Origin of the sequence: Gilliamella sp. BG1, assembly GCF_046635625.1 — a bacterium.
Taxonomy (GTDB): Bacteria; Pseudomonadota; Gammaproteobacteria; order Enterobacterales; family Orbaceae; genus Gilliamella; species Gilliamella bombi.
The window spans coordinates 37,285-57,882 of the sequence record NZ_JBIDFG010000006.1 but is presented as its reverse complement, the minus strand read 5'-3'; the positions used below and the strand labels follow the sequence as shown (position 1 = coordinate 57,882).

Sequence of the window (20,598 nt, the reverse complement as noted above, 5' to 3'; positions counted from 1 at the left end):
ATGGCACTATTAGAAGTAAAAGAATTATCTGTTCAATTTGGTGGATTTAAAGCAGTAGATCACATTAGTTATGACGTTGAACAAGGGCAAGTTGTTGGTATTGTTGGTGAATCAGGTTCAGGAAAATCAGTGAGTTCACTCGCCATAATGGGATTAATTGATTTTCCCGGTAAGGTCAATGCAAATGCATTACACTTTGATGGCAAAGATCTTCAACAAATCTCAACTAAAATGCGCCGTAAAATTGTAGGTGCAGATGTGGCAATGATCTTTCAAGATCCGATGACTAGCTTAAACCCATGTTTTACCATAGGTTACCAAATCATTGAAACATTAAAAATCCACCAAGGTGGCAGTAAAAAAGCGCTCAAAGCAAGAGCGATTGAATTGCTTAAATTAGTCGGAATTCCTGATGCTGAAAATCGATTAAAGGTTTACCCACACCAGTTATCTGGCGGAATGAGCCAACGAGTAATGATTGCAATAGCCATTGCATGCAATCCAAAACTCTTAATTGCTGATGAACCAACAACAGCACTAGATGTCACAATTCAAGGGCAAATTATTGAGTTATTACTTGATTTGCAACGCAAAAATAATATGGCATTAATACTTATTACTCATGACTTAGCGTTAGTTTCTGAGGCTGCACAAAAAATTATTGTAATGTATGCTGGACAAGTGGTTGAAATAGGCGATGCTGAAATTATCTTTAAAAAACCATTACACCCTTACACACAGGCACTATTACGATCACTGCCTGAGTTCACTCAAGACAAAGAGCGATTAGCATCATTATCAGGCGTTGTACCAGGAAAATATGATCGACCAACAGGCTGTTTACTCAACCCTCGTTGTCCTTATGCTACTGAACATTGTTATACCCAAGAACCAGCACTAGTTAGCTATGGTGAAACTAGAAAAGTAAAATGTCATTATCCACTATCAAGCGAAGGGATACCACAATATGAACAATAACATGGAAAATAATGAATTACTGCTTGATGCCCGAAACTTGACAAAATATTATCATGTTAAAACGGGACTTTTTTCTGAAACCAAGCAAGTCAAAGCCGTTGACGGTGTATCTTTTACATTAGACAAAGCTAAAACACTTGCGGTTGTCGGTGAATCAGGTTGTGGTAAATCCTCATTAGCAAGATTACTAACAATGATTGAAAAACCCACATCTGGAGAAATTTATTTTAAAAATCAGAATTTGTTGGATAATGATCAACAAGCTCAAAAATTGCGTCGCCAAAAGATTCAAATCGTTTTCCAGAATCCATACTCATCATTGAACCCCCGCAAAAAAATCGGTTCCATATTAGAAGAGCCTCTAATTATTAATACTGATCTAACAGCAAATGATCGTAAAGCAAAAGTACTATCAATGATGCAAAAAGTTGGATTAAAAGAAGAGTTTTATAACCGTTATCCCCATATGTTTTCAGGAGGACAACGTCAACGCATTGCTATCGCAAGAGGTTTAATGCTTGATCCCGAAATAGTAGTTGCTGATGAACCTGTTTCAGCATTAGACGTTTCTGTACGAGCACAAGTGCTAAATTTGATGATGGATCTACAGCAAGACCTAGGTTTATCTTATATTTTTATTTCTCATGACCTTTCCGTCGTTGAACACATTGCTGATGACGTAATGGTAATGTATTTGGGTCGTTGCGTTGAACAAGGACGAAAAGATGAAATCTATCGTAACCCTAAACATCCATATACTCAGGCACTATTATCAGCAACCCCAAGATTAAATCCTGATCTTAGACGAGATAGAATTAAATTAGAAGGTGAATTACCAAGTCCGCTAAATCCACCTATGGGTTGTGCGTTTAATGCTCGATGCCGTTTAGCATTTTCACGTTGTACAACAGAACAACCACAGCTTATTAATTATAATGAACATAAAATTGCGTGTTTCTGTATAGAGGAAAATAATAAAGGTGACAGTTAATTCTGTCACTAAATTAGATACTAAATCTATCCATTGCATTTTTCTTTTCTTAGAAGATAACAAATTGTCATATTAATAGTTTTGTGCTAGTTTCGTACTCATTATTAACTTACAACCGCGATAGCCCTAAGATTACTTATGTCCAATTCATCAGCTAAAAAAGTCGCTTTTGCCGCCTTTATTGGTACGACCATTGAATGGTATGATTTTTATATCTATGCCTTGGCATCAGTATTAATATTTGGTCAGCTTTTTTTTCCTGATGATAATCAATTTGTGCAAATCTTAGGATCTTTTGCCACCTTTGCCGTGGGATTTTTATCACGTCCTTTAGGAGCGTTACTATTTGGTCATATTGGTGATCGTTTGGGGCGTAAAAAATCGTTAATTACTACGTTGGTTTTAATGGGGTGTGCCACCACCTGTGTTGGTTTATTACCCTCTTATCAACAAGCAGGCATTTTATCACCAATATTATTAGTTACATTACGCATATTACAAGGGATTGCGGTTGGTGGTGAATGGGGCGGTGCAGTGCTTATGACCAATGAACATGCCCCAAAAGGGTTAAAAAACTTCTTTTCTTCCTTTGCACAGTGGGGAAGCCCAGCAGGAAATATTTTAGCATTATTGGTCTTTTCTTATATTATCCGTTCACCTATAGCTGAGCTTATTAATAGTGGCTACTGGCGTATTCCATTTTTAGCCAGTTCTATTTTATTAATTATTGGCATTATTGCTAGAGTCACCTTAACCGAGTCACCTGTCTTTATCGAATCATGCAAAAAGCAAGCAAACTTAAAGCAAGACTCAATACCGATTATTGAAGTTTTAAAAAAATCAACACCACTATTAATTTTAAGCATTGGCGCTAATATATTGTCATTTAGTGGAATATTTTCTAATACATTAATGATTGGCTATACCACTATTGCACTAGGTATTGAAGACAAGATAATTGTTGATGCTCTATTTTGGATTGCGATTGTGCATTTTGTTGTGCAACCTTTTATTGCCTATTTTTCAGAAAAATACTCGGCAACACGATTTTTAATTTGTTCGGCAATCTTAGCAATGGGATCGGTATTTTTATTATTCCCAATCATTCAGCTAGGCACAAAAAATAGCTTTATTATTGGTATTTCGCTCAACGTAATTTGCTACAGTGGCTTTTATGGCGTAATAGCGGGCTATTTAAGTCGAGTTTTTCCTACCAGAATACGTTACACAGGGTTATCTATCAGCTATCAAGGTTGCGCTGCCATTTTTGGTAGCCTAATTCCGATGATAGGGGCATATATTATTTATACTTACAAAGCTTTTTGGATACCATTAGCCTTGTTTTATTGTTGTTTAGCATTGATATCTATCATCTGTATCTATCTCCTAAACCGCTATCATTACTATGACGAATAATAAGGCAAACATATGAAAACAGTATTATCAATTCAATCAAATGTTGTTTATGGTTATGCCGGTAACAAGGTATCGACATTAGCCATGCAGCTACAAGGCGTTGAAGTTATGCCGATCCATACCGTGCAATTATCCAGTAATACGGTTTATCCTCATTATGATGGCATAGTGCTTGGTGCTAAACAAATTACACGAATAGTTAATAGTCTAGAAAAAATTGGGATCTTAAAGTCTATTGACGCCATTATTTCGGGCTATATTGGTCTTGCTGAACAAGGCGAAGAAATCTTAGAAGCAGTCAACAAAATTAAATACTATAACCCTAATGCTATCTATGTTTGTGATCCTGTTATGGGTGGCGATATCAATAAAGGTAGTTCACTGCCACAAGGTATTATTGATTTCTTCACTAAACAAGCGGTTAAACAAGCCGACTATATCACACCAAATTTATTAGAATTACAAATACTTTCTGATATCGAAATTAAAACATTTAACGATGTACTAAATGCGATAAAAACATTACAAAAACAGTCTATTAAAGCTATATTAGTAAAAAATTTGGTGCACGCTGGCAAAACAACCGACCTATTTGAAATGGTGTTAGCAACGCCAACCCAAAACTATCATCTTGCCCGCCCACTATATGACTTTCCACATCGTCCATTAGGTGTAGGTGATTTAATTTGTAGCTTGTTTACAGCGCATCTAATTAATGGACAATCCCAATTAATGGCGTTTGAATTAGCCGCCAATGCCGCTAATCACGTGCTAGAGATCACCAAACAAAAAGAGGCTCGAGAATTGGCAATTATTGATGCTCAAGCGTGGATTAAAAAGCCAGATTTGCGGTATCGGGGGATGGAATTGATGTTATAAAAGAATATCATTTCTATGTTATTCTTCTAAACAATAAGTATTTTGTGCTAAAATTTTATATTAATATTTTGATTAAATAATAAATTCTAGCACAAAATATTTTCCTAATTATACTTTAAACGTAATCCAAGGTTTAAGTTTAACTATGGTTTGAATCAAATCGGCTTTTTGTTGCGCCTCAATTACTGGTGTAATTGGTTTGTATGCTATAGGCGCTTCTTCGCGTAGCCGCTCTTCTTTGAGAGTAATGCATTGCCATGGTAAGGTAGTCTTTTCAAACTCTACCTTTTTATTACGCATGTTTTGCCTTCTTTCTGCTCTTCCTGCACCATGTGAACAAGACCATAACCACTCTTCATTACCTTTACCAACTGCTACATAAGAGTGATCACCCATCGACCCAGGAATTAATGTTATTTGACCTGTATATGCAGGCGTAGCACCTTTACGATGAATATTCATGCCTTGCTCTGGTAAAATAATATTATGAGAAATATCAACCACTAATTGACTATCATCTTGATGAAAGATCGTTGATAACGATTTACGTATTAACTCGGTGATGACAATACGATTTATCCAAGCATATCGAGCAGCAACGCCCATTGCTTGTAAATAAGCTTTAGCGTCATTATCAGTCAAGCCAAACAATCCTGATTTAGGCTGTTTTTCATTAGCTGGCCATAGGGCTTTTGCTCTATCTTGCCAACGTTGACCAATATAAAATCCAACATCACGTGATCCAGTATGGATCATAACCACAATACTATTTTTTTGAAGACCTAATTGATAAGCTAAATGACGATCCATTATCTCATCAACAATTTGTAACTCAACAAAATGGTTACCAGAACCGACAGTACCTAAGCTAGCGGGACGGATAATATCTCGCTTTTCAAAAAAGGCTTCAGGTGCATATTTACTATCTGCTACAATTAAATGATTACCAGATATTTTATCAAGCTCTGCCCGTAACCGTTCATAATTAACCGAATTCCATAGCCCATGCTGAGGTAATTCAGATAACCATGCCGAAATATCTTGATCAAATAATGCTTGAAAAGATCGCGGCGTAACAGGAACATCACGTTCATCTTGCAATAATACGCGTTTTAATTGCGCAATAATTGAAGACTTTTGTTTACACACTTGCTCATAACTTAAGCCCGTTGTAAAAAGCCGCATACCACAATTAATATCAGTGCCAATTGCAGCTGGAATAATAAAATTCTGCGTGGTAGCAACAATACTACCTACTGGTGCAATAGTACCCGGATGAAAATCGGGTGTTGCACGCGCAGTACAAACTTTACCTAAACTATTAGGTATTTTAACTGAAGCAAAATTTAATAGTTGTTCTACGGCTTTTTCCTCTAATGGTAAAGGATTAGGCAATAATACCTGAGCAGTAGTATTTTCTTTATTAAAAGTATAAATATCATTATTAAAATGACTTTCAATCCCAAGGCGGGACAAACGTTTTTGTAAACGGGTAAATGTAGACATAATAGCCACCTAGAAAACAATAAAATAGTGTCTCCTCATATTGAGAAGATAATTACTGTTTTCCTGCAGCAGCACTATTCAGGAAAGCGGGCACATTCTATACAAAAAATCTTTATCTGTAAAGATATTGAGATTTGATAAACCATATATTAATATTATGGATTACATATCAGTATTAAATCAAAACATAAAATTTAAAAGAGAAAATAAAGAATTATTATGGGTATGGGGATACAAAAAGTTATGCTAACACCATGCAAATCAGAAAAAGAATTGTTAGAGAACTTTGGTTGTTATGGATTTGAAAAACAGCTCAATTTTTATGAAATAATTGGCGATAGCAATTGGCAAATAGATATCAATCAAGGTGTTATCTATTTTGGTGATAATATAACCTTTTCTATTCAATTATTAGGTACTTTTTCTTTATCTTCTGAAACATGGCTTTGGTCTTGGAATAACGAAGCATCGCAGTTACCCACATCGGTTATTGAACAAGCGTTGAGTTTAAAAAGCTATGGTGAAGAAAATGATATTAATTTATTCACTTCTGCTCAATTTGACACTACACAAGAAGATTTATACAAAATAGGGGTAATTGCTACAGGAATGTTTAATACCGATGGATATTATCTGGCTGATTTTGGGCAAGGAATAGCATTGGTAACCATAAAAAAAGATCATATTAACTCAAAAAATAATAACCAGAATAAAATCTCTAAAATTTTTCCAAAATTTATAACAAATCTGTTTGGGAGTTCTTCATCTGAAAGTGATAACCATGAGCAGAAAAATAATCAAACCCAAATTTTTGAAATATTTTCTCAATTTATTTCAAACTTTGATGTGGATCATTACCAGGCACTTAAGTACTATCTAATTGCTAAAGATTATCAAGTCAAACAAAGCGATTTGACAGCTCAAACATAGCTTGTTGCAATAAAAGGTGAGCAAAGAGTAGTTGCTAAATTTGATGAACAATCTCGTTTAATTAGTTTAAATGTATAAATACAGTTGTCAGTAAAAATCTTTTCATTTATGGAATAGATTTTACCAATACATTGATTAAGCTTTATTAACCATATCCCAACTTAAACCAAACTTTGCCAAATATTTTTTTAATCGATCAGCATCATTGCTACGTTGTTTTTTTATGCGAGACACAGCGAACAATTTTCTGCCAGCTTCAGATAAACAGCTACTTTTTTGGCAGATTTCAATCACCTTTTCCAATTGGAAGCGATCAAATTCATCTATTTCTAATGGAATTAAAGAGTCATCTGATTTGTGTTTCCCCCAGTTTTGTTTTAAGCGTAGAATCTCTTTTTCTACTTGTTCCAACGTAATATTAGCTTGTGGTGCTAACGTTGCCATTCGAATAATCGAGCTATTTAATTCACGAAAGTTACCCTGCCATAAGGCTTCCTGAGAGGTAGCAAAAGCTAAATAAGCACGTCTTGATTGTTGATTGAAACGTGGCATAATGCCGTATTCTTTAGCATAACGCGCCAATTCATAATCAATATTCGGTTCGATATCTTCTTTTCGTTCGGCTAAACTCGGCAGTTGATAACTCCACAAATTGATTCTGGCAAACAGATCTTCACGAAATTCACCATTCTCAATCGCCAATTTAAGATCTTTATTAGTCCCAGCAATTAATTGAAAATCACTCTGAATCGGTTTATCACTACCAAATGGATAAAATTGTTTCTCTTCGATCGCTTTTAATAACATTGCTTGTTCATCAAGCCCAAGTTCACCAATTTCATCTAAAAATAATAATCCCCCATCAGCATTTTTAAGTAAACCGGTACGAGCGAGATTTGCACCCGTAAATGCTCCTTTCACATGGCCAAATAAGGTTGACATTGCACTATCACCTCGTAAGGTGGCGCAGTTAATTTCGACAAATTGACCGTTAATTTGATGATTAGTGTGTTTTAGCAAATAAATTTGTTTAGCTAAAAATGATTTACCTGCACCAGTTGGCCCACACAATAAAATAGGGGCATGCGATCGGCTAGCAACCTGTTCTATTTCAGCAATTAATTGATTAAATTGTTGGTTACGAGTAGCGATACCTGACTTTAACAGATCTGTTGCTTGAATGGCATATTGTTGAAAACGGGTTAAGATTTTATCATAACGATGCAAATTCAAATCGATGATATTCATATTACCGTAAGGTACTTGCGCAATAAGATCTGCTTCCTCTAAGTTATAATTTTTTTCTATTATCTCCTTTTTGGATGGTGGAGACATTTGTAATAATTTAGCTGGATAATAGCGCGATTCTGCTAGTAAAAACCAACAAATCTGTGCGACATGCGTACCTGTTGTGATATGCAAATAATACTCTTCTTGTTCTGAATTAAATGAGTAGTTTTTCGAAATATCAAAAAGGCAGGTATAAACTTGTTCAAAATCCCATGGATCATCTATATTTACTGCGATTGGCCTTACTTCGGTTTGTGGTGATAAAATTTTAATATCTTTAACAACTTCGCAAAGCAGATGATAATCGTTTTGATAATAGAGTAATTCAAATCGAGTTAATGGTAGATCAGATTGATGACATAAATCGATAGTCGGTCGCCATTGCAACCATCGTCGTTTACCTTTACCACGTTGATCCAATACATTTCCTAAAAAACCAAACACTACATTCTTTTTCATTTTTATAAAAATTTATAAATTAATAGATAAAATTATAAAAAACAAACTTATTTAAATCTATCTAATTTTTAGATTGATCTGTTTTAAATTTATTTTTTCGTTTTAAATCAAATTGATATTAATTATTTTTATCTTTTTTTAATTTTTGGCACACTTTTAGCAAATTATAATAATGAATAACAAAAAAGGTTTTATCGCCCAAGAGAAAAGGGATAACATCCCAAAATAAAACTGAACTTGTAAACTTAGTAACTTAACGTTACATAAAATTTAGATGGAATTAAAAATGAGTCAATATAACTTATTACAAACAGATAACGCAAAACCAATAAAAATGTGGACAAAAGGCGTGCCTGTTGAAGAAGAAGCCAAAACACAATTAACCAAAACGTCACAATTACCGTTTATTTTTAAACATATCGCCGTAATGCCTGATGTACACGTAGGTAAAGGATCGACTATCGGTAGTGTGATCCCAACCATAGGCGCAATTATACCTGCAACTGTAGGAGTGGATATTGGCTGTGGCATGATTGCTGTGCAAACGTCTTTAATAGCGAGTGATTTGCCCGATAATTTATTACCGTTACGGCATGAAATTGAAAAAGCGGTACCACATGGTCGATCGCCTCATAACCGTCGACAAGATATTGGTAGCTGGCAAAATCCACCATCACTAATCGATAGTTATTGGCAACAGCTATTACCCGGTTTTGAAAAATTAACTGAAAAATACCCACGTTTTTTAAATACTAATAACTACCGACATTTAGGAACACTCGGCACTGGCAACCATTTTATCGAAATTTGTTTGGACGAAGCCGATCGAGTTTGGATAATGCTGCATAGTGGATCACGTGGTGTAGGTAATGCTATTGGTAGCTTTTTTATAGAAATGGCTAAAAAAGATATGGAAGCCCATATCAAAAATCTACCTGATAAAGATTTAGCTTATTTACAAGAAGGCACTGAACACTTTCAAGATTATGTTGATGCTGTGCATTGGGCGCAAGAATTTGCAAGACTCAACCGTGAAGCAATGATGAATAATGTTATTTTAGCAATGCGTAAAGTCATTACTAAACCATTTACCACCCACATGTCGGCAGTAAATTGTCACCATAACTATGTACAAAAAGAGCAACATTTTGGTGAAGAAATTTTCATTACGCGTAAAGGTGCGGTGTCTGCTCGAAAAGGTGAGCTAGGGATTATTCCAGGCTCAATGGGTGCAAAAAGCTATATTGTGCGAGGACTTGGTAATGAAGAAAGTTTCTGTTCATGCTCGCATGGTGCAGGGCGAGTTATGAGCCGAACAGAAGCCAAAAAGAAATTTACCATTGAAGACCAAATTAAAGCAACAGCGCATGTTGAATGCCGTAAAGATGCCAACGTGATTGATGAAATCCCAATGGCATACAAAGATATTGATGCAGTAATGACAGCCCAAAATGAACTGGTCGAAATTGTCCATCAATTACGGCAAGTTGTGTGTGTGAAAGGGTAAAAAATATTGAGGAGCAATCCTCAATATTGGTGGAAATAAAAATATTAAAAACCTTAATTATATCAATGATAAATCTAAAATAATGCATTACTATCATGATTATTCAATTTGATTTAAATAACTAATTAATCATTCTAACAATAAAATATTTAAAGGATTAACGATGAAAGAAACTACTCAAAATTCAACGACAGAACCCTCAAATATGGCGACGACTCAACCATTTCCAATGGTATGGGATAACAATAAAATCAGTATTTATCAATTTTTACTGCCTTATCAACATGCGGAAAAACTGCCTGAAATAGCCCAAACACTTCCTGATGAATCATCTGATGATACAAAATTAAAATGGGCAGCAGGGACGATGGATGGGGTTAGCAATCATCATGGCGTATCATCTGAACACACATGTGTTGAAGAAATTTTAACGTTACTAATCACAATATCAACACAACCCAATAAACACGATATCGAAAAACTTTACACCTTAATAAATACGGAAGGTACTTTAAGTTTTATTGATGATTTAAGTGATGCAATACCAAAAATTGACATTGATTTTGATAAGTTATATGAATTTACCTATTGGTTAGCAACAAATAGCCCTGATCGTGAAATCATTAAGTTTAGTATTGCTGTATTAGGATGTTTTACTACCGAACAAACAGACTTATTTTTATTATTAGGCATGCATGAAGAGTTTACCTTATATTCAGCAGTTGCATTACAAAACACCTTATCATCACCCGAACAAGTCGAAAATGCCTTAGTTACTTTAGCTAAAAAAGTGGATGGTTGGGGTAGGATCCATATTGTTGAACGATTAGTCGGATATCAATTATCATCAACAACTAAAGATTGGTTATTAAGAGCGGGTTATCAAAATAGCGTTATGAACGAATATCTTGCTTATACTTGCGCAACCACAGGTGAATTAAATCAGGTTTTAGAACAAGATTATGTTGATTTACCTTTATTAGAATCTGCGGGTGAAATTTTAGAGGCACTCATCATGGGCGGACCAGCCGAAGATATGCATTGTTATGAAGAAGGTGCTATTGTTTGTTTAAATTATTTAAAACATTTACTAAAACTACCCTCATTAGCTGAACTCCCCCCTTTACGGACAGTACTGACTATACATGATTTTGTTAGCAACCAGCTTAATGAAAGCTATCCTAATTGGAATGAAAAAATAAAAAATGCAATTATTGAAAAAGCAAATAAGTTTATCCATCAAGATAAATGGTTAGCATTAATTGAACATGATTTAATGACTGATGATAGCAGTAAATTTTACCTAGCTGCTGATCTTTACACGCAATTTGGATTTGATGCATGGGATGCGCGTTTTGCATATCAAAAAAATCATCAGGGTGAACAGTGGTATTATTTAATGCAAGCCGATGATATACAAAGAGTACAACAAGTTATACAGTTAGCTAGGCAACAATATGACTTTACAAAAATCGCAACTGGGCCAGCGCTAGAATCTGCATTTGGCATCAAATATAAAGCACACCGTGCATTGGATGCTATTTTACAAGAGCTCAATCGATTTCCGGGTATGGGTGAAGATCTTATATTAATTGGTCTAAACAGCCCAGTAATACGCAACCGAAACATGGCATTAAATGCCATTGAAGCTTGGGATCGACAATGTTGGACAGATAAAATAACGCTTGCCCTGCAAGAACTTATTGCAAATGAACCTAATGATGAAATTAAAAAAAGGTTAGTAACGCTACTTGCTTCGCACAATAGTTAAATATTCTATTTACTTGCAAATATCGAGGAGCAATCCTCGATATTAAACCGTTTAAAATATGATAAAGCCAGCTATACAACTACTAGTACAATTGAATCAGATGAAGACATTAAATAAAGATAGAAAATACTATTAGCTTTACATAATAGCTAAAACAGAGCCAAATAGGTTGACAAAAACCATAATTTATATAACCCATAAAAAGAATGGTATATTAACTAAAGGAGATATTTATGTGTAAATTTTACGATCATGAAAGGTATGTAACTATTTATCATTATGATGAAAAAGATAAATATTTTACCCATCATGAAGAAAATTGTTATCAGCCAGCAGGTATAGGGCTTCCCGCTAATTCGACAGATATCCCTGTACCCGATGGAGAACTTCCTTCAGGTTTTATATATGTTTTTGAAAACGAGCAATGGACAGCAAAAAAAGACGTCTTTAAAAAAAATAGAGCTAGCAATATGTCGGAAGAAAACTATATTTATCAAGAAAATCTACCACCATATTTCACAATAGATACTTTCGATTTTCATAAAATGCCACAATATGAAAAGATAGAAAATTTTACAAATCCTCAATTACAATCATTAATACTTACCTATAGATATTTACATATTCAAAATGAATTTATTGAAGTTATAGATTTTCATGAAAAATATGTTAAAAACATTCAGAATATTGGAATGATTTTTCCGCAAAATCGTAATCCAGCCATTATGTATAGGTTAAAAACAGAAAGTTTAATTCTTTCAATAAGAAGTTTATTTGATGAACTGGTTCAATTGACATACATTACTTGCTATAAGAGTATTTTTATAAAAGATAGCCAAATAAAAGTAGATTGTATAGGTGATTTATTTTCCCCTAAAAAAGTTACAAATTATCCTCTTTGTAAAAAAATTATTCTAGGTGATGATATTAATTATCAGCAAGATAGTAGTGGTTTTTTAAAAATGATTAATAACCTTTTTAACTCAATCAAACACAGTTTTATTCATTATGAAGTTTATAATAGTTTTCCTCCTGAAACGCCTAATGTGATTTCTTTATATAAAAAACAAAATGACTTTTCATCAGGCAAAGTGATATTTTTTAATCATTCTTTATTTCAAATAATGTTTGGATTTAAAAGTAATTTTAACCGCATAATTAATAATCAAAAAGAATTTTTGCTAAACCGAAAATAATTACAGTATGATAATATACTGAAAAATATACAACCGTATTGCATCTAGCCTGATTCTTAGACATTCGCATCTTGAAGATTAGAAAGGGTAAATTTAATTATATTTTTGAATTTTAATTAAATATCTAAAATTACCCGTTAAATCCTATATTCAGATATTCTGCTCATATTTAATACACGATGCCATTTTATTAAATTATCTAAAAAGGGAAATGGTACATGTCAAAGAATTTAATTTTGAAAATGGGTTAAAGTTAGACTTTGTTATATTATTTGTAAAAAATATTCAGGATTCTATACCGTTTCAATCATAAATCATCATGCTCAATGATTTGTTAATGGTAATATGCAAAAGACTTTAAATGCGTTAAAAATTCAGATATAAAGTAAAATAAATAACCTAAAGGAATAGTTGCAATGCAAAACCGCATAAAACAAAAGTTAGCAGAATTAGCACAACAACATAATATCCATATACTTTACGCTTGCGAATCAGGCAGTCGGGCGTGGGGGTTTCCATCGCCGAATAGTGATTATGATGTGCGTTTTATTTATGTGCATCGTTTTGAGAAATACTTAGCCATTGATAACCCTGCTTCACATTTAACTTTTCCTATTGATGATGAGCTGGATTTGCATGGTTGGGATTTAAAAAAAACTTTACAATTGATCCGCAAATCAAATACTACCCCGTTTGAATGGTTGCAATCACCCATTATTTATCAACAAAATGCACCAATTGCTAACCAATTATGGCAACTTTGTGCTGATTTTTTTAATGCTCGTGGCAATATTCATCACTATTTAGGGATTGCTAAAAGCGCCTTACAAAGCAGTGAAGGGCAGCAGATCGGTATCAAAAAACTGTTTTATGTATTAAGACCTTTATTAAGTGCCAAATGGTGTTTAGAAAAACAGCAAATCGCCCCCATGGCCATTACGCCATTATTGACACTATTACCTGATGATTTAAGCCAACAAATCAATGATATTATTGCCTTAAAAGCAACCATGACTGAATCAACACCTATCACTATCGATCCAAAAATCTTATTGTTTATTGAACAATCCATGATTGAGATTAAAGAAAGTTTACAGGCTATAGACGAACAACATTTTAAGGCTGATAAGTTAGATTATTTTTTTATACAAACATTAATGAGCTTAAAATAAGACAAGGAAAACTAAATGACAATCGACGATTTAAAAGCACAAAACTTAATCTTATTTGAAGTGATCAGCGGTAGCCGTGCATTTGGTTTGGCTACTGAAACATCAGATACCGATATTAAAGGAGTTTTTTATCTACCTAAAAATAAGTTTTATGGATTGGATTATATTCCACAAATTAATAATGAAACTAATGATATTGTTTATTATGAATTAGGTCGCTTTGTTGAGTTATTGCTAAAAAGTAATCCGAATATTTTAGAAGTATTGGCTTCTGCACCCGACTGTATTTTATATCAGCATCCAATTACGCAGCAGTTAACCCTTGATCTATTTCTATCCCAACAAACTAAACAAACCTTTGCTCACTATGCTATGTCACAAATTAAAAAAGCTAAAGGATTGAATAAAAAAATCAATAATCCCATTGAGGTGAAACGTAAAACGGTTCTTGATTTTTGTTATATTATTCAAGGGCAGCATGCTTATCCCCTCACTAATTGGTTAAGTGAAAAGCGTTTTGAGCAACATTTATGTGGTTTGGTGAATATTCCACATAGTCGAGATTTATATGCTCTTTTTTATGATGCCTCGGGGGATTGTGGCTATCATGGCATTATTCAAAATGATGATTCGACCGAACTTTGCTTGTCGTCGGTGAAAGTAGGCACCACAGTAAATGCTTACTTAAGTTTTAATCGTGATGGTTTTTCATCGCATTGTCGTGATTATAAGGCTTACTGGCAATGGGTTGAAAAGCGAAATGAGCAGCGTTATCAAAGTAATATTAAAAGTGGTAATGATTTTGATGCTAAAAATATGATGCATACTATTCGTTTATTGCAAGTGGCGCATGAAATAATGACTAAAGGCACCATTACCAATAAATGCGCTAATCGTGATGAACTGCTTGCCATTAAAAATGGTCAATTAAGCTATGATGAGATTATGAATATCGCAGAAACATTGTTAAGCAAAATTGAAACCGCATCAATCACTTCAATGTTGCCAGAAACACCTAATTTTACTAAAGCGATTGCACAGTTAGTAAAAATGCGTGAATTATTATATAACCACTAATGATATCGCAAAACAATAACAGTTCATGATTGAATTATAAAAATAATTCAATGAGTTATTTACAATACATGTCATTATGTTAATTTATTTCACTTCCTTGTGATACTCTAATTTAAGTATGAAATTATTTTAATTTAGATTTTTTGGTTTCTTTTCTTTCTTTTAGCTCTTTTAATTCAAATTCCAAAACCTGCCAAAAATCCATATTTGTTGGTTCCAAAACATTCATTTCGTGATTAAATTTTACAATATCACTAAATTCATTAACACAATACATATCAGCATCATTAATAATTTTCAAGATTGGGATTGCTTTAAGCCCTGTTTCCTGCATAAATTGATGGCCAATAAAATCAAGCCTCATCCAATCAGCACTTAATTTAGAGGCTGTATAAGTATGAAAACCATATAAAAATGTCCAAAAAGGTCCCACGGCCATTGCTTGAGGACGACGCCAAATCTCCTCTTTTACTTCAATATAAATGCCTCTATGGGGAATAGCATCACAATCTTCACCAAGTAAATGAGCAACATATTCATCAGGAAATTTAATTGCCAAACTATTTTCAATATTGCGAATATCTTGCAATACTATTTTATCTTCAGCCATTGGAAAAACACTATAATCTCTATCTAAATACTGATTCATTAATAAAATCGTTTTGTCTTCCATCCTCATTCCTCTTTAATTTTTTATTTACCCATTTTTTAAGCAAAATATTATAACTTTTAGGCTATTTTTTAAAAGATATTTTAATTAAATCGATCAACTGGTTGGCTTTAAAATGGGACAATTATCGTACATTAAAATGGACAACCTTTTTATAGATTGCCCATATCGCTTGCTTAATCCGCCTGTTGCAACCAATATATGGTCTCATAAGGTTTTAATCTTATTTCAGAGCCTAGCCGATGGTTATCTTGATAATTGCTAAATAATCGTTGCCAATTCAAGAGTTGTAACGAATTAGGTAATGACCATGTCAGTGTTTTATCGGTCAGATTTGCTATCATCAGTAATTTTTGATTATGCCACCGTCTGATATAGCACCAATAATCAGCAATATCTGGCGTTAAATCTTGATAATCACCAAAAATAAAAATCGGGTATGTTTTGCGTAATTTAATTAAGGTTTGATAGCAATAAAATATCGAATCAGGATCATCAAGTGCCGCTTTGACATTAATTTGTGGATAATTGTTTGCCACCTCAATCCAAGGCTTACCTTTAGTAAAGCCAGCATTGGCTGAATTATCCCATTGCATTGGCGTTCGGCTGTTGTCTCTGGATTTGCTAGCAAGGATTGCTAAAATTTCTGCTTTAGACATACCATCTGCTATTTTTTCTTGATAAATGTTAAGACTCTCAACATCTTTATATTGTGAAATATCAGTAAAATGAGGATTGGTCATACCGATTTCTTCACCTTGATAAAGATAAGGTGTGCCTTGTAAACCATACAGTAGCATGGCTAACATTTTGGCAGATTGTTTGTGATATTGGTTTTCATCACCAAGGCGTGAGACGATACGAGGTTGATCATGATTACACCAAAAAATTGCATTCCAAGCCTTATCTTGCATGCCTGTTTGCCAATAGCCAAGGATTTTTTTGAGTTCAAGTAAATCAGGTTTAGCCAGCGTCCATTTATTACCGTTTGGATAATCGATTTTTAGATGATGAAAGTTAAACGTCATGGTCAATTCTTTACCATCTAAGCTAGCATATTTTTGGCAGTTTTCTAATGTGGTGGATGACATTTCGCCAACCGTTTTAAGTTGGTTGGGTTGAAACACATCACGACTGATCTCTTGTAAAAATTCATGAATTTTTGGACCATCGGTATAAAATCGACGACCATCACCATTTTCATCATCCAGAAAATCTTGCTGTTTTGAAACTAAATTAATCACATCAAGCCTTAATGCATCAACGCCTTTATCAGCCCAAAATTGACATACTTTTTTGATTTCTTGACGAACAGTTGGGTTTTCCCAATTAAGATCGGCTTGCTGTTTAGCAAATAAGTGCAAATAGTACTGTTTTGATTGTTCATGCCATTGCCATGCTTTACCGCCAAATTTTGACCGCCAATTGTTAGGCTCTGAGCCATCGGCTTTAGCGTCTTTCCAAATATAAAATGAGCGATAAGGACTTGACTTATCTAAGGCTGATTTAAACCATGGGTGCTGTGTTGAAGTATGATTAAACACCATATCCATCATAATGCGAATACCACGCTCGTGCGCTTGTTTAACCAGTAGTTCGAAATCAGCCATTGAGCCATAGCTCGGATCTATATCATAATAATCCGACACATCATAACCGTTATCAATTTGTGGGGATGGATAAATCGGCGTTAACCAAATAGCACTAACCCCTAAATTTTCAAGATAGTCTAATCGGCTAATAATACCTAATAAATCACCCGTCGAACCAGCGCCACTAGCTTGGAAACTTTTTGGATAGATCTGGTAAATAGTACCATTTTGCCACCAAGGGATATCGATTTTATTCATTGCTTGCTCTTTATTATTTATTTTTCATAAATTAACCGCTCAATAACAAGAACGGTTAATGGTTATTAGCTCGTGTTTAACGAATATCTAACGTACCTTTTTTAAGTTTAATTTTATAAACGATCGAAGTTAAAACAATCGGAACCACAATTGCCACAATCATCGCCAAAGCATAAATCGACCAATATATCGGCTTTATCGATAAAATACCCGGCAAACCGCCAACCCCAATACCATTAGATAACACACCGAATAAACCACAAATTAACCCAGCTAAAGCTGAACCAACCATGGCGCACAGCATCGGGAATTTATAGCGCAAATTAATACCATACATAGCAGGCTCGGTTACCCCAAGATAACCTGATATGGCAGCAGGAACCGACACTTCACGCTCATTATGTTTTTTACTAACTAAAATAATACCCACAACAGCCGAAGCTTGAGCAATATTAGATAAAGCAATAATTGGCCAAATCGGCGTACCGCCCATACTTTCAGTCATTTGTAAGTCAATTGCAAGGGTTGTATGGTGAATACCAGTAATAACCAATGGTGAATAAAAGAAACCAAAAACAGCAGCGCCAATAAAGGCATAATCACCAGTCATTAAATATTTAACAATAAAAGCAATACCATTACCTAACATTCTTCCAATTGGACCTAAAAGGAAATGTGCTAAAAGCACAGAAACAAGAAGAGCAACAATCGGCACAATCACTAGATTCAAGTAATCAGGTACAATTTTGCGTAATCGTGTTTCGAACCAACCCAACGCTAAACCTGCAAAAATAGACGGAATCACCTGTGCTTGATAGCCGACTTTTTCGATACTAAACCAACCAAAATCCCAAACATCAGGTATTTTACTGCCAAGGTCATAAGCGCTCATCAATTGTGGTGAAACCAAAGTGATGCCTAAAACAATACCTAAAATTGGCGATCCTCCCATCTTTTTCACGGTAGACCAACAAATGGCAACTGGTAAAAAGTGGAAAATCGCCTCGCAAGGTAACCAAAGTATACTGTAAATTGGCGCTAGCCAATGATAGGTTTGTATCAGCGGCTTATCATCAATAGTTGGCATTTCACCAATAATATTACGTAATCCAAGTAATAAACCACCAGCGATTAAAGCTGGTAATAATGGCACAAAAATTTCTGCTAAGTTAGAAATAAACCTTTCAAAAAAAGACATATTCTTTTTTGCTGCAACTTTAGTTTGCTCTTTGCTTGCTTCATCTAAATTTAATTGCTGGATCAATGCTTTGTAATAACTATCAACATTGGTACCAATGATAACTTGAAACTGTCCAGCATTATTAAAACAACCTTTCACAAAAGGCAGTTCTTCTATAGCTTGGACATCAGCTAGCTTAGGATCAACTAAGGCAAACCTCAATCTTGTTAAACAGTGAGTGACACTGGCAATATTTTCTTTCCCACCAATCAACTCGATCAATTGCATTATCGATTGGCTAGTTAATTGGAAATTTTTAGCCATAAAAGGTCTCCTTTAAATTAGAATTAGCCTTTTTATTTCACTAATAATCTGGCTATTTTGAATATAGATTAAGCATAGATTGAATTGATAAATTAATAAATGGGAACGTTCCCTTTTTTGTGATTAATATCACAAATTAGAGCAAAATAAGCACAAATTAAATAAAAATAACTACTGGTTAGCTTATTAAATGGCAAGGAATGGTGATACTTTTCAGTTCAAACTGATTTTGTAACATATTAAGTAACTCTTGAGCCGCACAACTACCTGCTTGATCAAAACCGAGTTCAACTGCACAAGTCTTAGGAAAAAGAAAACTCAGTAGCTCACTATTACCAATGCTAGCTACGGTAATATGTTCAAGCTGTTTTTCGTGTAAATACTTATTTAATCCTAATGCAATACCATCAGTTGCACAAACGATAGCCGATGGATTTTTAGTTAACACCAATTGGGCAAGATCATAACCTGAACGATAACTTAATTGACCTAAAACCGCATTGGGGCTAAGTTGATATTGCTGGCAAAAATCCAAATAAGCTTGATAACGCAATGCGCCAGTAGTTTGGTCTTGTTGCTCAATACCGACATAACCAATATTTTGATGTTGTTGCGATTGATATAAATGAGCAAGCAATAATCTAACTGCACCAATATCATCATAACAAATACAAGTATGATCTTGGAATTTTCTTGCGATTACTACACTACTATTTTGCCAGGTGGATAATAATGACTGCTCTAGTCCAGTAAATGCAAAGATAACTACGCCATCAGCTTGTTTACCTTTAAGCATGGATAAATATTCTTTGACTTTGGCTGTACTAAATTGGCTTTCCATAATGATAGGATCATAACCATGCCGATAAAAAATAGGCAACATACTTTGAACAGCTTGATTTTCAGAAAGAGAATCAAGACGAGTTACAATAATCCCAATCACTTTATTCCCATAACCACGCATCGCTCTTGCCGATTTAGACGGCGTAAAGTGATACTGTTCAATGATTGCCAAAACTTTATTACGCGTAGCTTCTTTAACCATAGGATCATGATTAATCACTCGAGACACGGTAGATTTACTTACCGAACAAAGCTTTGCAATATCTTTAATGGTTAAGTTGTTTGAAGATATACTCATAATAATTTAGCCAACAAAAATCAATAAAATCATACTAATCTATTTTATAAAAAATAGCGATTTGAGATTATTTATACCAGTTGGTAAATAAGTTTTGTTAACTAATAGCTATATTAAGATTTAATATAAAATTGACCATTTACCCATTGATATTAAAATAATTTTATTTAACTAAATTCTGACAAATACTATCTAATGCAGTTATTTTTTGTAACAATAGTAAATAATTTAAACAAAGCCTTAAAAAGGAAAAAAATAAAG

The 20,598-nt window shown here is 34.0% G+C and carries 16 protein-coding genes; 10 read left to right on the top strand and 6 right to left on the bottom strand.

The features are described 5' to 3' along the window. The 4 genes from dppD (at nt 1) to pdxY (ending at nt 4,264) form a co-directional block, all read left to right on the top strand. Nucleotides 1-978 (top strand): dipeptide ABC transporter ATP-binding protein, encoded by a 978-nt coding sequence (dppD, locus tag ACGH80_RS04075; protein WP_411630579.1) that lies wholly within the window; start codon nt 1-3, stop codon nt 976-978. Then, nucleotides 968-1,969: a peptide ABC transporter ATP-binding protein gene (locus tag ACGH80_RS04070; protein WP_065561599.1), complete on the top strand. Its 1,002-nt coding sequence runs from the start codon at nt 968-970 to the stop codon at nt 1,967-1,969. Before dppD ends, ACGH80_RS04070 begins: the two co-directional genes overlap by 11 nt. A 138-nt stretch (nt 1,970-2,107) precedes the next feature. After that, nucleotides 2,108-3,385, top strand: coding sequence for an MFS transporter (locus ACGH80_RS04065; RefSeq protein ID WP_411630578.1), 1,278 nt, complete (start codon nt 2,108-2,110; stop codon nt 3,383-3,385). Between the two features lie 12 nt (nt 3,386-3,397). Further along, nucleotides 3,398-4,264, top strand: coding sequence for a pyridoxal kinase PdxY (gene pdxY / locus ACGH80_RS04060; protein WP_411630577.1), 867 nt, complete (start codon nt 3,398-3,400; stop codon nt 4,262-4,264). Between the two features lie 108 nt (nt 4,265-4,372). Here pdxY and ACGH80_RS04055 read toward each other — a convergent pair whose 3' ends face one another. After that, nucleotides 4,373-5,770 (bottom strand): RtcB family protein, encoded by a 1,398-nt coding sequence (locus ACGH80_RS04055; protein WP_085165860.1) that lies wholly within the window; start codon nt 5,768-5,770, stop codon nt 4,373-4,375. Between the two features lie 243 nt (nt 5,771-6,013). Here ACGH80_RS04055 and ACGH80_RS04050 point away from each other — a divergent pair, with 243 nt between their 5' ends. Beyond that, nucleotides 6,014-6,700 (top strand): DUF6882 domain-containing protein, encoded by a 687-nt coding sequence (locus ACGH80_RS04050; RefSeq protein WP_411630576.1) that lies wholly within the window; start codon nt 6,014-6,016, stop codon nt 6,698-6,700. Between the two features lie 135 nt (nt 6,701-6,835). Here ACGH80_RS04050 and rtcR read toward each other — a convergent pair whose 3' ends face one another. Beyond that, the gene (gene rtcR / locus ACGH80_RS04045; protein ID WP_296317579.1) at nt 6,836-8,449 is read right to left on the bottom strand and encodes an RNA repair transcriptional activator RtcR; all 1,614 of its coding nucleotides are present in this window, start codon (nt 8,447-8,449) and stop codon (nt 6,836-6,838) included. A gap of 286 nt (nt 8,450-8,735) precedes the next feature. Here rtcR and ACGH80_RS04040 point away from each other — a divergent pair, with 286 nt between their 5' ends. The 5 genes from ACGH80_RS04040 (at nt 8,736) to ACGH80_RS04020 (ending at nt 15,172) form a co-directional block, all read left to right on the top strand. After that, the gene (locus tag ACGH80_RS04040) at nt 8,736-9,956 is read left to right on the top strand and encodes an RtcB family protein (protein WP_411630575.1); all 1,221 of its coding nucleotides are present in this window, start codon (nt 8,736-8,738) and stop codon (nt 9,954-9,956) included. 163 nt (nt 9,957-10,119) lie between these two features. After that, nucleotides 10,120-11,727 carry a hypothetical protein gene (locus tag ACGH80_RS04035; protein WP_296300561.1) on the top strand — a complete coding sequence of 536 codons (1,608 nt, stop codon included), beginning with the start codon at nt 10,120-10,122 and terminating at the stop codon, nt 11,725-11,727. Between the two features lie 233 nt (nt 11,728-11,960). Beyond that, nucleotides 11,961-12,923, top strand: a complete 963-nt coding sequence (locus ACGH80_RS04030; RefSeq protein WP_238786470.1) for a hypothetical protein — start codon at nt 11,961-11,963, stop codon at nt 12,921-12,923. Between the two features lie 416 nt (nt 12,924-13,339). Next, nucleotides 13,340-14,095: a DNA polymerase beta superfamily protein gene (locus tag ACGH80_RS04025; protein WP_085165866.1), complete on the top strand. Its 756-nt coding sequence runs from the start codon at nt 13,340-13,342 to the stop codon at nt 14,093-14,095. A 15-nt stretch (nt 14,096-14,110) separates the two neighbouring features. Next, nucleotides 14,111-15,172 carry a DNA polymerase beta superfamily protein gene (locus ACGH80_RS04020; protein WP_411630574.1) on the top strand — a complete coding sequence of 354 codons (1,062 nt, stop codon included), beginning with the start codon at nt 14,111-14,113 and terminating at the stop codon, nt 15,170-15,172. Nucleotides 15,173-15,296: 124 nt separating this feature from the next. Here ACGH80_RS04020 and ACGH80_RS04015 read toward each other — a convergent pair whose 3' ends face one another. From ACGH80_RS04015 to treR, 4 genes are all read right to left on the bottom strand, one after another. Further along, entirely contained in the window at nt 15,297-15,845 is a 549-nt protein-coding gene (locus ACGH80_RS04015; protein WP_296302270.1) for a hypothetical protein, read from the bottom strand. A 173-nt stretch (nt 15,846-16,018) separates the two neighbouring features. After that, nucleotides 16,019-17,692, bottom strand: coding sequence for an alpha,alpha-phosphotrehalase (gene treC, locus ACGH80_RS04010; protein WP_411630573.1), 1,674 nt, complete (start codon nt 17,690-17,692; stop codon nt 16,019-16,021). A gap of 76 nt (nt 17,693-17,768) precedes the next feature. Beyond that, nucleotides 17,769-19,196: a PTS trehalose transporter subunit IIBC gene (gene treB, locus ACGH80_RS04005; protein WP_411630572.1), complete on the bottom strand. Its 1,428-nt coding sequence runs from the start codon at nt 19,194-19,196 to the stop codon at nt 17,769-17,771. A 178-nt stretch (nt 19,197-19,374) separates the two neighbouring features. Then, a complete protein-coding gene (gene treR / locus ACGH80_RS04000; RefSeq protein ID WP_411630571.1) occupies nt 19,375-20,337 on the bottom strand; it encodes a trehalose operon repressor TreR in 963 nt (320 codons plus the stop codon). Between the last annotated feature and the right edge of the window lie 261 nt (nt 20,338-20,598).

Excerpts from the sequence above, each read along its gene's own strand:
- dppD (WP_411630579.1), top strand. The coding sequence starts at position 1 with ATGGCACTATTAGAAGTAAAAGAATTATCTGTTCAATTTGGTGGATTT.
- ACGH80_RS04070 (WP_065561599.1), top strand. The coding sequence starts at position 968 with ATGAACAATAACATGGAAAATAATGAATTACTGCTTGATGCCCGAAAC.
- ACGH80_RS04065 (WP_411630578.1), top strand. The coding sequence starts at position 2,108 with ATGTCCAATTCATCAGCTAAAAAAGTCGCTTTTGCCGCCTTTATTGGT.
- pdxY (WP_411630577.1), top strand. The coding sequence starts at position 3,398 with ATGAAAACAGTATTATCAATTCAATCAAATGTTGTTTATGGTTATGCC.
- ACGH80_RS04055 (WP_085165860.1), bottom strand. The coding sequence starts at position 5,770 with ATGTCTACATTTACCCGTTTACAAAAACGTTTGTCCCGCCTTGGGATT.
- ACGH80_RS04050 (WP_411630576.1), top strand. The coding sequence starts at position 6,014 with ATGCTAACACCATGCAAATCAGAAAAAGAATTGTTAGAGAACTTTGGT.
- rtcR (WP_296317579.1), bottom strand. The coding sequence starts at position 8,449 with ATGAAAAAGAATGTAGTGTTTGGTTTTTTAGGAAATGTATTGGATCAA.
- ACGH80_RS04040 (WP_411630575.1), top strand. The coding sequence starts at position 8,736 with ATGAGTCAATATAACTTATTACAAACAGATAACGCAAAACCAATAAAA.
- ACGH80_RS04035 (WP_296300561.1), top strand. The coding sequence starts at position 10,120 with ATGAAAGAAACTACTCAAAATTCAACGACAGAACCCTCAAATATGGCG.
- ACGH80_RS04030 (WP_238786470.1), top strand. The coding sequence starts at position 11,961 with ATGTGTAAATTTTACGATCATGAAAGGTATGTAACTATTTATCATTAT.
- ACGH80_RS04025 (WP_085165866.1), top strand. The coding sequence starts at position 13,340 with ATGCAAAACCGCATAAAACAAAAGTTAGCAGAATTAGCACAACAACAT.
- ACGH80_RS04020 (WP_411630574.1), top strand. The coding sequence starts at position 14,111 with ATGACAATCGACGATTTAAAAGCACAAAACTTAATCTTATTTGAAGTG.
- ACGH80_RS04015 (WP_296302270.1), bottom strand. The coding sequence starts at position 15,845 with ATGGAAGACAAAACGATTTTATTAATGAATCAGTATTTAGATAGAGAT.
- treC (WP_411630573.1), bottom strand. The coding sequence starts at position 17,692 with ATGAATAAAATCGATATCCCTTGGTGGCAAAATGGTACTATTTACCAG.
- treB (WP_411630572.1), bottom strand. The coding sequence starts at position 19,196 with ATGGCTAAAAATTTCCAATTAACTAGCCAATCGATAATGCAATTGATC.
- treR (WP_411630571.1), bottom strand. The coding sequence starts at position 20,337 with ATGAGTATATCTTCAAACAACTTAACCATTAAAGATATTGCAAAGCTT.